The sequence below is a fragment of the Burkholderia sp. HI2761 genome (assembly GCF_002223355.1).
Lineage (GTDB): Bacteria > Pseudomonadota > Gammaproteobacteria > Burkholderiales > Burkholderiaceae > Burkholderia.
In genome coordinates this window covers 39,666-55,461 of the sequence record NZ_NKFN01000009.1, presented here as the reverse complement: position 1 = coordinate 55,461, position 15,796 = coordinate 39,666, and the positions used below count along the sequence as shown (strand labels likewise).

Sequence of the window (15,796 nt, the reverse complement as noted above, 5' to 3'; positions counted from 1 at the left end):
ATGCCAAACTTCACGCCCACAAAAATAGGGACATATCAATACGATGACGATATCCCCTTTGGGACATACCTCGGCAATCGCTCAGTGGCATCGCGTCAGCATACGAGCGCACGCACGACGAGAGGAATCAGGTGAGCCGCCAATCATGCCCGGATCTCGCTACCCGGACGCTCCTTTGCAATGCCGCCCGGAACGCATTCTTTATACGTCCTCACGCCGCCCGAGCTTCCAGACATCGCCTCCTGTTGTCACGTGACAACTTACCGATTCAGCGACGTGCCAGGTGGACTAAAAGCTATCGGCGACGCCTTTTTCCTGAGCAATACGCCTCCTACGCAGACTGGATCGACCAACCACGGCTATTCGTTGATGATCGCAAAGTCTCTCCTCGGTGCGCGCCTGGAGGCGTTTGTCACGTGACAACCCATCTCGTCGCCAGGTAAGCGTAGGTAGTCACGAGCCACGCATCGGCAATTGAAGTTAAGCGGCTTCATCGCCACCCAAGTAGTACTCGCATCGAAGACTTCCCCGCCACGTACGCCTCGGGAGGAATCGAGTGTCCGGGGACTTGTCACGTGACAACTGCCTCTTTTCGCGCTGCCGACAACATCATGGACACGGATTCGTACCGAGCTTCGAATGGAATCAACATACGACGAGGCATGAAGTCTCAGCGCCATGGTCCGTTATCGATGTCAAAGACAGTCGCTTTCTTTATGTCGATTGTTATTTATAAACCGTAGTCGACGATTTTTTATCGAGTCACTCGCGAATAGTGTTTTGGCCATTCGGCCTATTTGTCACGTAACAACCACAATGCTCAATAAAACGTCCACGGGATCGAGCGCTTTTCTGGACATTCCATGAATAACTGCATATATTACGAAAAACTCCGTGGAGGAATTCAATGGCTTTCAAGATCGCCGTCAGTAATCAAAAAGGTGGGACTGGAAAGACAACCATCTCCGTCAACATCGCGGCTGCGTTCGAAGCCGGCGGCAACAAGGTCGCACTGATCGATGCCGACCCTCAAGGCACTTCCGTCCGTTGGGTCACGAGCGGCGAGAACACACTCCCGATGACGGTCCTGTCGCTGGCGCCCGCCGGCCGCGGCATCGGCGGCGAGATCAAGAAGCAGGACGCAAATTTCGACGTGATCGTCGTCGACTGCCCCGGCAACCTCGAAGATCCGCGTATTGCATCCGTCCTCGAAGTGGCCGACTTCTGCCTGGTGCCGCTTTCGCCGTCACCGGCCGATCTGTACAGCACCGTCGCCATGATCCGCATGATCGAGTCGATGCGTGCCGTTCGAAACCCTCAACTTTCTTCCGCATTGATGTTGAATAGTGTTAATGGAAAAACTAAAATGCGTGAAGAAATTTTAAAAATTCTAAGGGCTGAAGAAATAGGGGAGCATCTGCTCGACAGCCAGATCGCGCAACGCGAGGTCTATCGTCAGACGTTCGCGCTCGGTACCACGATCCATCACCACAATCGATACATGAAGGGCCTGAAGGAAGCCCGGGCGGAAATCGAAAAGCTGGTCACGGAAATGGCCCAATACATCGCGTCGACGCGCGCTACCGGAGCCGCCCATGGCTAAGGACACCTCGAAAGACAAGAAGCCGACCGGCAACCTGCATCTGGCAGCCGGCCTGTTGCGCGGACTCGCGCAGGAAAATGCGGCACTCGAAACGCGGCTGCCCGAGCCGGCGGCCGCACCGGCTGCCGTCGTTGAAGCGACGCCCGCCAGTGTAGCGGCCGCAACCGCGCCCGCCGGTACGTCCGATCTGGACGCGCCGCAGAAGGTGCTGGTCAAGGACTGCATCCCGAACCCGTTCAACCCGCGCGTGTTCTACTCGGAGTCGAGCCTGCACGAACTCGCGCTGACGTTGAAACGGGAAGGGCAGATCGAACCGATCAAGGTCACGCGGCTCCCCGAGTTTCCCGGCAAGCTCGTCGTGATCGACGGGCAACGCCGCCTGCGAGCGACGAGCATCAACGGCGACGAAACGATCAATGCGACGTTCCGCACGGATCACACGCCCGAACAGCTCTATACGATCGCGTATCGGGCGAACCACGACCACGAACGCCAGACGATCTTCGATGATGCGGTGGCATGGAAACGTCTCCTGGACGAGAAGGTCTTTGCCGACCAGAACACGCTGGCGGAGAAAATCGGCAAGGACAAGGCATCGATCAGCAAGACGCTGTCGCTGAACGCGTTGCCGAATACGTTGCTGGAGCGGATGGCCAGTGCAAACGACGTGGTCGGTCTGCAGGCTGCGTATTTCCTGAAGCTGATCTTCGAACGCCTGGGCGAGCCGACGGCCGACCGGCTGCTGACGGCCGTGATCGACCGGAAAAAATCCGTCCGCGATCTCGAAAATTTCCTGCGTACGCAGAGCGACGGCGCCAAGAAACCCGGACGCACACGCTACAGCGTCCGTCATGACTTCGCACTCGAATCGCGCGCGATCGGCCAGTTGAAAACCTATCCGGACGGGCGTCTGGATCTGCAGCTCAAGGGCGTCGACGCATCCCACCAGGAAGCGCTTGCCGACAAGCTCAAGACCGTCATCGACGCGTACGTCGCCGATCTGGCGGCGGCCACGTCAAAGTAACGTCCACCGGCAAAAGGTCTCGCCTCCGCACTGCGCCGCAACGCCGGACCGCACCATGGTCCGGCGAAGGCGCGCACGGCAGCGAGGCCTCGTTCAGTTGCCCGCGAGGCTGCTTTTGAGCAGGAATTCCAGCAGGTCGTCCGAGGTCGGCTCGCCCCAGGTGTCGAGTGCCAGCCATCGGAAGAAGCTGGTCTGCGCCAGCTTGCTCGCCTTTTTCTTCGGCGACAGCGTCAGGTCCTTCGAACCCGCCACCGTCTCGTTGTAACGCTCGATCAGCTTGGTCTGGTCGTCGATCTCCAACTCGCGGAAATACGCGCCGGCTTCCTCGACCTTCGCCGCCAGATACTTGTCGCGAATCTGTTCCTGCTTGCTCTGCGCGGACTCCTTCGCCGGCGCGGCTGCTTCGGTTCCCTGCCCGTCGGCCAGCGTGTAACCGTGCGTCAGCGCCTTGCGGAAGTACGCGGCGACGTTGTCGACCGGCGCCGCATTCTTCTTCGTAGTCCGATTGAGCGTATAGGCGATCGCCGCCTTGATGCGCTGCACGCCGTATTGCGTGATCAGCCGGCGCGCTTCCGAACGCGGAATGCCGAACTTCGCGACCTCGTCGACCAGCGCTTCGTTCTTGACGTCGCCTTCTTCGACCGTATCGGTGCTTTGCTTGCGCGTCACCTTGAACTGCACGGCTTCCACGCTGCGGCCGGATTTGTGTTCGATCAGCTCGAGCGTGTGGTCCGATACTTCGTTCACCTCCTGGATGCACGGCACCAGGACCTTGCTCTTGAACAGCTTGTATTCCTTGTACGACTGCGATGCCTTGTCCTGGCCGAGAATGAGGTCACGGAATTTCGGCAACGGAATCTTCGCGGTGATGCCGATCCCTTCGTAGCGCACCGTGTTTTCCCACAGCGCGAGCGAGTGCGACCGCCGGAACTCGCGCGCGATCCGCATATCGATCAGCGCGTAGATTTCGGGATTGAGCAGTTCGCTGCGAATCTGGTCGGAGAAGCTGTACTTCAGCACCGATTGCTCGAGCTCCGCGCCGGCGAGCAGGCCCGACGCTTTCCAGACCGTCGAACGGTCCGCGGCCAGGTAGTCCCAGTTGACGACGGTACTGATCAACGAGTTGACCGTGTCCTTCACGTACTTCGTGTTGTTGCTGTTCAATCCGCTCTCGTGCGACAGCGACGCGATCGAGATCGAGAAGCTCGTCCGGCCCGGTTCGAACGCCTCCTGCCGAAGCGCGTTCTTGATCAGCGAGCTGAACATCTTGCGCTGTTGCAGACCGATCTTTCCCGACTTCGGTGCGATATGAATCGCCTGGACCGCCTTGCGCAACAAGTCGGGAGGCTCGGGGGTCTGAAACAGCGAAACCTGTTTGTCTGAGCCTTTACTTGCGGGCTTGCGCGGCATCGTCGTGTCCGGGTAAGGTTGCCTTATTGAAAGCGGACTTTATACCTTTTCGTGCCGCGGAGCAACGTCCTTGCTCCAGCATCACTTTCACTATCTTATTTAACTCACTGATACAAAATGGAAAATGCCGGTTACGCGATTTGCGCAGAGCCCCATATCCATCTACCTTTTGATCAAAAAAGCCTCCCAGAAGTCGCTACCTTTCAGGGGTGCACAGGGAAACCCGGCACAAGATTTGCCACAAAGAAGGTACCCGTCCATGGGGGCAAATGAGCGGAATCGAGATCGCCGGCAGGATTCGTGGTGCCCTGCAACACGACCGAGGTTTTCTCCCATAACTTGCTACCTTCGTCGATTCCCATAGATGGGTCCCTGTCAGTATCGGAGACACTCTTGCTTTCCGTCCTCAAGGTGGAAATCGCTCCCATAAATGGCAACCATTCGTTTTCCCCATAAAAGGTAACCTGTCCACGGCCTTGGCCCTGTCTATGGGAAAGCTTCATGGGACGCCGAAGCGATGAGCAGAGAATTGACAGAAATAGCCTCCCATAAATGGATACCTGAGAGACTCCCCATAACCGGCTACCCGAGAAAAATCGCTGTGCACACATTCGACTACCGATCGAGAAAAGCACCCCATAAAAGGCTACCTTCATGTGTTCCCATAGACGGCTACCCAACGCGAATTGCGGTCGATTTCCCATAACAGGATACGTTTCGCCCCATATCCACAACCCCGATTCCCCACAGCGCGGTACCCCAACCCCCAAATCCACAGACCTGAAACCCCAGACCCTTCCACCTGTGCTCCCATAAATGGGTACCGAACACCGCTCAAACCCTTGGCACACAAGGCTGCGAGCCGTCTAAAAGTAGTTAAAGAAGTAAACGTGGTTTACCAAAGATGTAAACACACGTGTGCTTGCACAGAAAGACGAACCCCATAAACCGCTACCAATGGGAGCCATCTGTGGGATGCCATGCGCCCAGAACGCTCGACTCAGGCTGACTTGCCCTGTGTTTGGGACCCTCTGCCTGGACAACATCAGGCCTGACAAGGCAACCCGAAGAGGTAAGTGCCCACTCACAAACACCGAAACGTAGAAACTTATGGGAAGAAATCCCTGGATTCAACGTAGAGGTTCCCGTTTATGGGACCCAAAACTCTGCCCAGTGCCCTCTCGGCACCCGTGATTGACCAGCGGAACGAATCCCGTCGATTTCCCCCCACAGCGGTTCGAAATCATCCTGGACCCGTTTCAAGTGGTTTTTTGTACTCGCGCTGCGTCGTCTGGGGACAAGTTTTTGTCGATCGCCTGTGACGCGGCTCGCCAAATTTAGCCTGTGGACTGTGCCGGACGGGATCCGCGCCTGGCTGTTTTTCATCCCCACGACCCGTCCGTTTTTCTACCTTTGGAGCCTCGCCCGGGAAGTCATGCTGGCCCGTCGCCGGCAACGAGAGACTCAGACCTCGCCCGAAAACGAACCGGGTGCGCCGAAATGCCACCGCATGGAGGGGGCCCCGGGACGATCTCGACGGGCTGCATCGAGATCGCTGCAAGCCAACGTGAAGATGTTGTTGTTGCCGAAGCTCACCGTAATCGAATTCCACGATGCTCCCGTACATGCTCACCTTCCCAAAAATCCGGAATCCCGTAAAAGCTCACCGATCAGGCGTAGCACACAGGTATCAGCAAGCTGTGTAGATTGCCGGCCAGCCTGTCGACACAACACATCATCGATCGAAGCAAACAAGAAACGATCGGCATCCATGTGTGGCGCCCGATGCGTCGGCAAGCTCGGTCGCATGGATGGACAGGCCTTCGCGGGCATCTGCGCACCCTCTAGACGAGTGCTGCTCGTCCATGATGGGTTTCGGCCCATTCGTGTAATCAATCGCGCGACGTTTTCACTGCTCGCGCAGCCTTCGCCTTTTTCGTCAGACCTTGCCAGTCGACAACAAGCCCAGCCTCCACAGCTAGCCTTCTGCATCACGAGGTGGCAACGGTTGCCGCACGAGCGTCACAGCACGACGCAACGACGCAACGTAATCGACTTGATCGCCGTCGAAGCGAATCGTGGCCGTTTATGGGAGGAACCGTCGTTCGAGTCGCGTCGAACGACGACGTGACGCACGGATCGACTGCTGCTGCGGTGATCGTGCAAGCACGTCGATACTCATGTCGCGCATGAGCGTGTCGATATCACCACCAGTGAAACAGCCGTCGGTGCCGCGCGTCGCAACGTGTCCAACGATTCCCGTCATCGAACGCACGGACCACGTTGTCTCCCATACGTGTATCCCCAATTCCGTCAGCACGTTGGCGCCACATTTTTTGCGACACGGTTATGATGCTCAGGTCCTGATCGCGACATGACGACTGATCAGGGCAGGGGCGGTATCTCGATGGTTTTTCAAACCGTGATGGTCATCCAAAAAGAGAGTTCAGCGATGCGAATCCAGATCAGAAAACTCACGCTGGCTGCTACTGCAGCCGCTTTCCTGTTCGGCTCGGCCGTTCCGGCATTTGCGCAGACCGACGCCGCCAGCACATCGGCTGCACCGGCAGCACAGGACGCCAAGGCCGCGAAGAGCCAAGCGCGCAAGGCGGCCCGGGCCAAACGCAAGGCCGAGCACAAGGCTGCGCGTGCGAAGAACACCGCCGAGCTGAAGAAACTCGAAGACGCCGGTTACAAGCCGGCGGCCAATGATCCGAACTATCCGCAGAACCTGCAAAACGCGGAGAAGAAGGACGGCGCAGCAAGCCAGTAAGTCGGCAAGCGTCCGTCCGGCGGCAAGCCGCGGTTCGTCCGCGGCTTGCCGCGTGCGTTGCGATCGCGCGATGTACGAAGGCAAGCAGGTTCCGCACGCTTATCCAATTTGATTCGGAATCCTGCGTGTCGCGAAGATGCACGACACGCATGCAGGCGGCGGTCAGCGCCGCCCACCCGCCGCAGTTGCGCTTCCCGTTGCCTTCAGCCAGTCCTTGAACGCGCGTACGGTGTCGTCATCCGCCCGCGCCGACGCCACATACGTGAAGTAGCGCCACGGCGGTAGCGCCGGTTCGCTGAACGGCTGAACGAGCCGGCCTTCCGCGATGTCGTCGGCCACGAGCGCGATCGGTCCCATTGCGACACCGAGACCGTCGAGCGCGCCTTGCAGCGTCAGGTAGAAATGCTCGAGCGTGAGCGAGTGCCGCGGGACGAGATTCGGGTGCCCGGCCGCGGCGAGCCATTCCGGCCACATGCCCGGATAGGTTGCCGCGTGCAGCAGCGTGAAGCCGGCGAGATCGGCGGGCGTATCCAGCGACCGGCCCTCCAGCAGCTTCGGCGCACATACCGGCAGCCGGACTTCGGACAGGAATTCTTCCGCGACGTATCCATCGATGGCCTGCGGGCCGCCGCGAACGATCAGGTCGACCTTGTCGCGCAGCTTTTCGATCGGCTCGTTCGACGTCGACAGCCGCACCTCGATGGCCGGATGCGCCACCTGGAACGACGACAGCTTCGGGACGAGCCAGCGCAGCGAGAACGTCGCGGGCGCGCTGACGCGCAGCACGCGCTGCTGTGCGTGGCCGAAGTGCTGCGCGGTGGCGAGTGCGATTCGGTCGAACGAAGCGCCGACCTCGGCGAGGTACGCGCGCCCGGCCGCGGTCAGTTCGACGCGGCGGTTGTGGCGTTCGAACAGCGGCCGTCCGAGCCATGCTTCCAGTTGCTGTACATGCCGGCTGATCGCGCCGTGCGTGACGCACAGCTCGTCGGCGGCCAGCGTGAAGCTGCCGAGCCGCGCGGCGGCTTCGAACGCGCGCAGCGAATTCAACGGAGGGAGTCGTCGGGCCATTGCATCGTTTCGCGTGAAATTTACTCACACGATGGTTCAGGTTTAATCGTTTGATCGGGTGATCCGACTCCGCCAATATGGCACACAAACGGCCGACTTGGGCCGAACCAGTGTCTGAATTTCTCACATGGAGTACGGAGCATGCCGAACGTGGTGGTAGTGGGCGCCCAATGGGGTGACGAAGGCAAGGGGCGCGTCGTGGACTGGCTGGCGGCACAGGCCGATCTCGTCGCACGCTACAACGGCGGCCACAACGCGGGTCACACGCTGATCGTCGGCGGCCGCACGTACAAGCTCGCGCTGCTGCCGAGCGGCGTCGTGCGCGGCAAGCGCGGCGTGATCGGCAACGGCGTGGCGCTCGACCCGGAAGCGCTGCTCGCGGAAATCGGGCGGATGGCCGAGCTCGGGTTGTCGGTTACGCCGGACAACCTGTCGATCGCGGAGAACGCGACGCTGGTGCTGCCGATTCACCGCGCGATCGACCAGGCGCAGGAGCGTTTGCGCCGCGAACCCATCGGCACCACGCTGCGCGGGATCGGGCCGGCCTACGAGGACAAGGTCGGGCGTCGCGGGCTGCGCGTCGGCGATCTCGCGGAACCGGGCGGGCTCGCGGCCAAACTCGACGTGCTCGTCGACCATCACGACGCGTGGTTCCGCGGACTGGGGCTCGACGAGTACGATCGCGACGCGATGCTGGCGACGCTGCTGGCGCTTGCACCGAAGATCCTGCCGTTCGTGCGTCCCGTCTGGGCCGACCTCAACGACGCGACCGATCGCGGCGAGCGCATTCTGTTCGAGGGTTCGCAGGCCGTGATGCTGGACATCGACTGGGGCACGTATCCGTTCGTGACGTCGTCGGGCACCGTGGCATCGGCCGCGGCGGCCGGCACCGGGCTCGGTGCAGCGAAGCTCGGCCACGTACTGGGTGTCACGAAGGCGTATGCGACGCGGGTCGGCGGCGGCCCGTTCCTCACGGAGCTGACCGACGCCACCGGCGAAACGCTGCGTGCGCGCGGACAGGAGTTCGGCGTCAACACCGGCCGCCCGCGCCGCTGCGGATGGCTCGATGCCGCGCAACTGCGTCAGGCGGTCAGGGTCTCGGGCATCGATTCGCTGGCGCTCACCAAGCTCGACGTGCTCGACGGCTTCGAGTCGATCGCGCTGTGCGTCGGTTACGAATTAGACGGCGTGCGTGTCGACCATCTGCCCGCGAGCCTCGATGCGCAGTCGCGCGCGAAGCCGCTCTACGAACGCTTCGAAGGCTGGCAAGGCTCCGTGAAGGGCGTGCGCGAGCGTGCGGCGCTGCCCCGGGCCGCGCAGGATTTCATCGCGCGCATCGAAGCCGTGGCGGGCGTGCCCGTCTCGATGATCACGACCGGCGCGGAGCGCGACGATACGATCGTGTTGCGCAATCCGTTCGATGCGGCGGGCGCCGCGTAACGCGCGAGACGCGAAGGGCGTCGATCGACGAAGGAATCATGGTCGGCGGGTAGTTTTTGCCGACCGCGGCGTTGGCCTGTCGGCACCTTCGATACGCATGTACGTCCGGCCCGGATGCCGCGCGGCGAGCGGCTCGGCAGCACGATCCGGCATCCGGAGCGTGCCGCATACGGCGAACTGGACACGCCTGCAACGCTGCTGTACTGTTCCGCACAATTCGCGCCAGACCGGCGTGTGCCGGCGCCGCCGGCATCCTGGCGGCACGGTGGCGCGACGTGACAATCCCGGGGACAGGTCGATGGACACGTTACAGATGATGCGCATTTTCGTCCGGGTCGCGGAGGAGGGCAGCTTCACGAGCGCGGCCCAGCGCTTGGACATCACGACGGCCTACGCGTCGCGTTCGGTCGCGCAACTCGAAACGCATCTGCGCACGCGCCTGCTCAACCGCAGCACGCGCCGCATCGCGCTGACCGACGCCGGGCAGCGCTATCTCGACCGCTGCCAGCGTATCCTCGGCTATATCGACGAAGCGGAAGCCGAGGCGGCCGATGCACAGGCGAAGCCGTCCGGACGGCTGCACGTTCACGCGACGACGAGCTTCGGCCAGTCTTACGTGGTGCCCGCCGTCGTGCGCTACCGTGAGCGTTATCCGTCGGTCGCGGTCGAGCTAACGCTGTCGCAGCATGTGCCCGACATCATCGACGAAGGCTACGACGTGTCGCTGCAGTTGAGCACGACGGAGCTGCCCGATTCCGGGTTGGTATCGCAGCGGCTCGGCGACGTGGGCAGCGTGTTGTGCGCGTCGCCTGCCTACCTGAAGACGCGCGGCACGCCGCGCACGGTGAGCGATCTCGCCGGGCATGCGTGCCTGCAGATCGTCACGCCGCTCTTTCCGCGCGACCGCTGGCATCTCGACGGTCCGAACGGCCGCGAAACGTTCGAACTGCCGGTGCCCGATTTCCAGGTGAATATCGCCGATGCGCTCGGCGCCGCGTTACGCGCGGGGCTCGGGATCGGCTCGCTGCCGATATCGGCTGCGCTGCCCGCGCTCGCGAGCGGCGCACTGGTGCGCGTGCTGCCCGATTACCGGTTGCAGAAGCTGACGGTCTATACGTTGTATGCGTCGCGTCAGTATCTCGATGCGAAGATCCGCACGTTCGTCGATTTCCTGCGGGAATGCGTGCCCGAGCTGCTGGCCGCCGACGAGGCCGCGTTGAACGCTTGCTGCGCGTCCCCTCGCTCCTGATTCACGCAAGGTCGGTATCGTAAGTACCGTGCACTGTCTTCCGGCTCAATATAAGTAATTCGGAATCCTTTATTAAAGGAAACTGACGAATGCATGTGCATCGACCGGGCCGGACGACGATGCCCGTGCCACCGGCGTGTCCTTATGAAAACGCTTGCTTTTGATATCGAACATCATTGGTTCGGCGTGCGGCGGCCGCCTTTTAGAATCGGTTCGACCTGCTTCATCGCATGCGCGCCCTCCGTTCGCGCCCACTTCATCGAACCCGAAACGACATGGCAGATCAATACTTCAGAACCCGCCGCCGGCTGCTTCATGCCGGCCTGGCGATCGCGGCAGGCACCGCCGCCCACCCGGGCCTTGCGCTGGCCGGCGCGGCCAGCACGCGTACGTTGCGCATCGGTTATCAGAAAGGGCCGCTCAGCCTGCTGAAGGCGCGCGGCACGCTGCAGGGCAAGCTCGCGACACTCGGCGTGAACGTCACGTGGACCGAATTCCCGTCGGGCCCGCCGCAACTCGAGGCGCTGAACGCGGGATCGATCGATTTCGGCGATGTCGGCGAAGCGCCGCCGATCTTCGCGCTCGCGGCCGGCGCGCCGCTCGTCTACTACGCGCAGACGCCGGCCGGTCCGGCAGCCGAAGCCGTGATCGTCCCGAACGATTCACCGGTCAAGACCTTTGCCGACCTGCGCGGCAAGCGCATCGCGCTGGTGAAGGGATCGAATACGCACTTTCTGCTTGTCAGGCTGCTGCAGGCCGCGAAGCTCGGCTATACCGACGTCACGCCGGTCTGGCTGTCGCCGTCCGATGCGCGGGCCGCATTCGAGAACCGCTCGGTCGACGCGTGGATCATCTGGGATCCGTTTCTCGCGGTGGTCCAGCAGGCATTCGGCGCGCGCATCGTCGCGGACGGCACGGGGCTCGTCGAGAACCGCAGCTACTACTTTGCGTCGCGCACGTATGCGCAGCGCAATGCCGACGTGCTCGACGCGGTCGTGTCGGAACTGGCGACGGTCCAGCGCTGGCTCGATACGAATCGCGCGCAGGGCGCGGCCGAATTCTCGAAGCTGTGGGGGATTCCGGAGCCGGCCGTGGCGCTCGCGTTTCGCCGCGCACGCTTCGGTGTCGAGCCCGTCACCCGCGACACGCTCGCGTACCAGCAGCGCATCGCGGACGTGTTCCATCAGGCCGGCATCCTGCCGAAACGCGTCGACGTCAGCCTGGCTGCACCGCCCTCGCTCGCGTGAAGGTGTCGCCGGCCCCACGATGGGGTTCGCGATGAGCAGCGAACCCGCCGCGATATCCGTTCATGGTGCGACGCGCGACAGCGGTACCGCTTCGCCGCGCAGTCTCGCGACGTCGCGGCCCGGCGCGTCGCCGAACAGCCGCGCGTATTCGCGGCTGAACTGCGACGCGCTCACATAGCCGACGCTTCGGCCCGCCTGTCGCGCATCCATCGCCGACAGGCACATCAGGCGGCGCGCCTCCTGCAGCCGCAGCACCTTCTGGCATTGCAACGGACTCATCGACGTGACCGCACGGAAGTGATGGTGGAAAGTCGACGGGCTCATCTCCGCCTGTCGCGCAAGCGAGTCGACCGCCATCGGATCGAGGTAGTGGTCGCGAATCCATGCGACGGCGCGCGAGATGCGCTGGGTCGTCGAACCGGCGTCGCCGATCTGCGCGACGCGCGCGCCCGACGGGCCGCGCATCAGCCGGATGAGGATTTCGTCGACGATCAGCGGGGCGAGCAGGTCGAGGTCGTCGGGTTGTGCGATCAGTTGCATCAGCCGCGCGACGGCGTCGACGATTTCGGGCGTCGCGTCGAGTGTGTCGAGCGCGCCGTAGTCGGCGGCTTTCGGCAGTCCGTGCGGAAAGACAACCGGCGTGAGCGCCGCAATGCGGCGCGGATCGAGTTCGAGTTGCGCGTAGAGGAAGGGCTCGGCCGGGCTCGCGCGCGTCACGCGTCCGGTCACGGGCAGGTCGGCGGTGGCGACCAGCATCCGCGATGCGTCGATCGTGTAGGTAGCGTCGCCGACCCGCATCGACTTCGCGCCCTGCCCGACGATACTCAGGCACGCGTGATGCACGCCGTGGTTCCACTGTGGCGGCGGCGCGGAAGCGCGCGCGATGCGCATGCCGCGCAGCGGGAGGTCGAACATGCCGTCGTGCGGCGCGTACGCGGCGATCAGCGCCGCGAGCCGGGCCGCGGATGGCCGGGTTCGCGACCGGGCATCGTGATCCGGCGGGTTGCGCGGTTGTGGCGGCGTTCGAGCGTCGATTTCCATGTTGCGTAAGCGGCTGGCGGAGTGGGCGATGCAATGCGCGCGGCGGCGATTCGCTGTCGAGGTGCACGCACGGCGGTCACATCGTACGGCGAGTTGCGTGTGCGGGATTGCCTAAACCTGTCCGAAATTAGCCCGATCATCCGGACCTGCACGGTCGGCGAGCGCGTCGTCCATCGTTGCACGGTGTGCAGCGCACAAATTCGGAAATTAAGGCAAAACAATCGCAGGATCGGGCAAGCCATTTTCCGGCGGTTTCCCTACCATTGCACCTGCTGAAGGAAATGCGATTCAGCGCGCCCGGATGATGCGGGCAACACCGTCCGCGTGATGCGCGGACGCCGCTGGCCATGCCGCGTGCGTCGCCGCCGCGAATCGCCGGAAAAGACTCAGGACTGCTATTGAACGATCGTGCATCGGGCTTGCCGAGGCCGGTTTGCGTCCGTTGCAAGCCGGCTCGTGCGTGTCGCACGCGTGCCGACCGGCCCGGCTGAGCCCGCGTCGGTGCCGCCGCATTGGCCGTGCCGATGCGGGCCGGCCGCGGCGCGGCGTCGGGTGCAGGCATACGGGCAGTCGTCCGCGCAGGGAAATCCGGACAAATGGACCAACTTCAATCGATTCGGGCATTCGTGACGGTGGCACGAGAGGGCGGGTTTCGCCGGGCGGCGACGCGGTTGCGCGTGTCGACTGCGATGGCGAGCCGGCTGGTCGATGCGCTCGAGATGCGACTCGGTGCGCGGCTGCTTCAACGCAGCACGAGTCACCAGTCGCTGACGGAAATCGGCGAGCTGTATCTCGCGCGCGTCGAGCGGATTCTCGGTGCGATCGACGAGATCGACGGTCGTTTCGTCGCGATGGGCTGCAAGCCGGAAGGCGTATTGCGCGTGGCCGCGCCGGTCGCGTTCGGGCTCAGCCAGTTGAGCGCGCTGCTCGATCGCTTCGTGCACCGGTTTCCGGACGTGCGGCCGACCGTAACGCTGACCGATGCCCACGTCGACCTGACCGCCGAGGACATCGACGTCGCGTTCCTGACGGATGGCATGCCGGTGTCCGGCGCCCACGCGCTGCATACGCTGGCCGCATACGAGTCCGTGCGGGTCGCGGCGCCGGGTTACGTCGCCGCGCACGGCGGCGCGGCTGCGTCGGGCGACTGGCCGGACATTGCGACCGTGCGGCTGGAGCTGCCGGCGGCCGACGACGACCACGCGGCCCGGATTCGATCCGGCGCGACGCCCGGCAATACGGGCGTCGGCCATCTCGAGATGGCGCGGCGGCTGGCCGTGGCCGGCATGGGCGCGGCGGTGCTGCCCGCGTATCTCGTCGACGCCGATCTGGCGGCCGGCACGCTGGTGCGCGTTGCACCTGTCCACCCGCTCGCGCCCGTCACGCTGAAGCTCGCGCATGCGCGTGCCGCGCGTCTGCCGGCCGCCGCGCGCGCGTTCGTCGAATTCGTCGGCGCCGCGTTCCGGCCCACGAACCAGCGGTCTGGCTGAACCCACGGCAACGCGAGCCCACGGGCTCGCCGTTCTTTTTCGGAAGCAGTTCGGTGCACGAACGCTTCGCAGGGTGCAACGCACACCCGTAACACACGTCCGCATCCGCGGTGGACAGGAAGCTGCAAGTCCGCCGCGCGTCAGGGCCATGAGGAGATCTGGTGATTCCCATTGAAGGTCGTCTAATTGTGAGAGGTCGCTCCATGCGCGTCGAACGGGTTCCATACCGCTTAATCACTGCCGCAACGGCTGCCGTTTTCCTGGCCGCGTGCGGCAAGAAAGAATCGGCACCGTCGCCGCAAACGCCGGAAGTCGGCGTCGTCACCGTGCAGCCGCAAGCCGTGCCGGCGGTAACCGAACTGCCGGGCCGCACCAGTGCTTTCCTCGTGGCGCAAGTGCGCGCACGGGTCGACGGCATCGTGCTGCGCCGTGAATTCACCGAAGGCACCGACGTCAAGGCCGGCCAGCGCCTCTACAAGATCGATCCGGCGCCGTACATCGCCGCGCTGAACAGCGCGAAGGCGACGCTCGCGAAGGCGCAGGCGAACCTCGTCACGCAGAACGCGCTGGTCGCGCGCTACAAGGTGCTGGTCGCCGCGAACGCGGTCAGCAAGCAGGACTACGACAACGCGGTTGCCACGCAGGGTCAGGCTGCCGCAGACGTCGCGGCCGGCAAGGCGGCGGTCGACACCGCGCAGATCAACCTCGGCTACACGGATGTCGTGTCGCCGATCAGCGGCCGCGTCGGCATCTCGCAGGTGACGCCAGGCGCATACGTGCAGGCGAGCCAGGCGACGCTGATGTCGACGGTGCAGCAGCTCGACCCGGTGTACGTCGACCTGACGCAGTCGAGCCTCGAAGGGCTGAAGCTGCGTCAGGACGTGCAGAGCGGCCGTCTGAAGACGAGCGGCCCGGGCGCGGCGAAGGTGTCGCTGATCCTGGAAGACGGCAAGACCTATTCGGAGTCGGGCAAGCTGCAGTTCTCGGACGTGACGGTCGACCAGACCACCGGCTCGGTGACGATCCGCGCGGTCTTCCCGAACCCGGGCCGCGTGCTGCTGCCGGGGATGTTCGTGCGCGCACGGATCGAGGAAGGCGTGAACGAGAACGCGTTCCTGGTGCCGCAGATCGGCGTCACGCACGACCAGAAGGGGCAGGCGGTCGCACTGGTCGTGACCGCGGCCAACAAGGTCGAGATGCGTCCGTTGACGACGACCGGCACATACGGCCAGAACTGGATCGTCGAAGGCGGTCTGCAGGCGGGCGATCACGTGATCGTGCAGGGCGTCGACAAGGTGCGCCCGGGCGCGACCGTGAAGACCGTGGCCGCGCAGCTCGCCCCCGCGGCGGACGCCGCATCCGCCGCAGCGGCAAGCGCCGCGCCGACGAGTACCGCGGCCCATGCCGCAGCGAGTTCGGCCGCCGAGTCGAGCGCGCAATAACCGGGAGTC

Annotated in this window: 11 protein-coding genes; 8 read left to right on the top strand and 3 right to left on the bottom strand. The window is 63.5% G+C overall.

Annotated elements, in window-relative coordinates:
* Positions 1–907 precede the first annotated feature (907 nt).
* A complete protein-coding gene (locus tag CFB46_RS32185; RefSeq protein WP_027786277.1) occupies positions 908–1,603 on the top strand; it encodes a ParA family protein in 696 nt (231 codons plus the stop codon).
* The gene (locus tag CFB46_RS32180; RefSeq protein ID WP_027786276.1) at positions 1,596–2,627 is read left to right on the top strand and encodes a ParB/RepB/Spo0J family partition protein; all 1,032 of its coding nucleotides are present in this window, start codon (positions 1,596–1,598) and stop codon (positions 2,625–2,627) included. Before CFB46_RS32185 ends, CFB46_RS32180 begins: the two co-directional genes overlap by 8 nt.
* A 93-nt stretch (positions 2,628–2,720) precedes the next feature.
* Here CFB46_RS32180 and CFB46_RS32175 read toward each other — a convergent pair whose 3' ends face one another.
* Complete coding sequence (locus CFB46_RS32175; protein WP_027786275.1) at positions 2,721–4,037, bottom strand: replication initiation protein; 1,317 nt, start codon at positions 4,035–4,037, stop codon at positions 2,721–2,723.
* A 2,452-nt stretch (positions 4,038–6,489) separates the two neighbouring features.
* On the opposite strand from CFB46_RS32175, the gene CFB46_RS32160 reads away from it, so the two are divergent.
* A complete protein-coding gene (locus tag CFB46_RS32160) occupies positions 6,490–6,810 on the top strand; it encodes a hypothetical protein (RefSeq protein ID WP_089502453.1) in 321 nt (106 codons plus the stop codon).
* Positions 6,811–6,972: 162 nt separating this feature from the next.
* Here CFB46_RS32160 and gcvA read toward each other — a convergent pair whose 3' ends face one another.
* Complete coding sequence (gcvA, locus tag CFB46_RS32155; protein WP_027786273.1) at positions 6,973–7,878, bottom strand: transcriptional regulator GcvA; 906 nt, start codon at positions 7,876–7,878, stop codon at positions 6,973–6,975.
* 141 nt (positions 7,879–8,019) lie between these two features.
* Here gcvA and CFB46_RS32150 point away from each other — a divergent pair, with 141 nt between their 5' ends.
* The 3 genes from CFB46_RS32150 (at position 8,020) to CFB46_RS32135 (ending at position 11,814) form a co-directional block, all read left to right on the top strand.
* Positions 8,020–9,318, top strand: coding sequence for an adenylosuccinate synthase (locus CFB46_RS32150; RefSeq protein ID WP_027786272.1), 1,299 nt, complete (start codon positions 8,020–8,022; stop codon positions 9,316–9,318).
* Between the two features lie 298 nt (positions 9,319–9,616).
* Entirely contained in the window at positions 9,617–10,567 is a 951-nt protein-coding gene (locus CFB46_RS32145) for a LysR family transcriptional regulator (RefSeq protein WP_027786271.1), read from the top strand.
* Positions 10,568–10,842: 275 nt separating this feature from the next.
* Positions 10,843–11,814: a sulfonate ABC transporter substrate-binding protein gene (locus CFB46_RS32135; protein WP_027786270.1), complete on the top strand. Its 972-nt coding sequence runs from the start codon at positions 10,843–10,845 to the stop codon at positions 11,812–11,814.
* Between the two features lie 60 nt (positions 11,815–11,874).
* On the opposite strand, the gene CFB46_RS32130 is transcribed toward CFB46_RS32135, so the two are convergent.
* Positions 11,875–12,855: an AraC family transcriptional regulator gene (locus CFB46_RS32130; RefSeq protein ID WP_027786269.1), complete on the bottom strand. Its 981-nt coding sequence runs from the start codon at positions 12,853–12,855 to the stop codon at positions 11,875–11,877.
* Between the two features lie 596 nt (positions 12,856–13,451).
* Between CFB46_RS32130 and CFB46_RS32120 the strand changes: the two genes are divergently transcribed.
* Positions 13,452–14,345, top strand: a complete 894-nt coding sequence (locus tag CFB46_RS32120) for a LysR family transcriptional regulator (protein WP_027786268.1) — start codon at positions 13,452–13,454, stop codon at positions 14,343–14,345.
* Between the two features lie 203 nt (positions 14,346–14,548).
* Positions 14,549–15,787 (top strand): efflux RND transporter periplasmic adaptor subunit, encoded by a 1,239-nt coding sequence (locus tag CFB46_RS32115; protein ID WP_027786267.1) that lies wholly within the window; start codon positions 14,549–14,551, stop codon positions 15,785–15,787.
* Positions 15,788–15,796 lie beyond the last annotated feature (9 nt).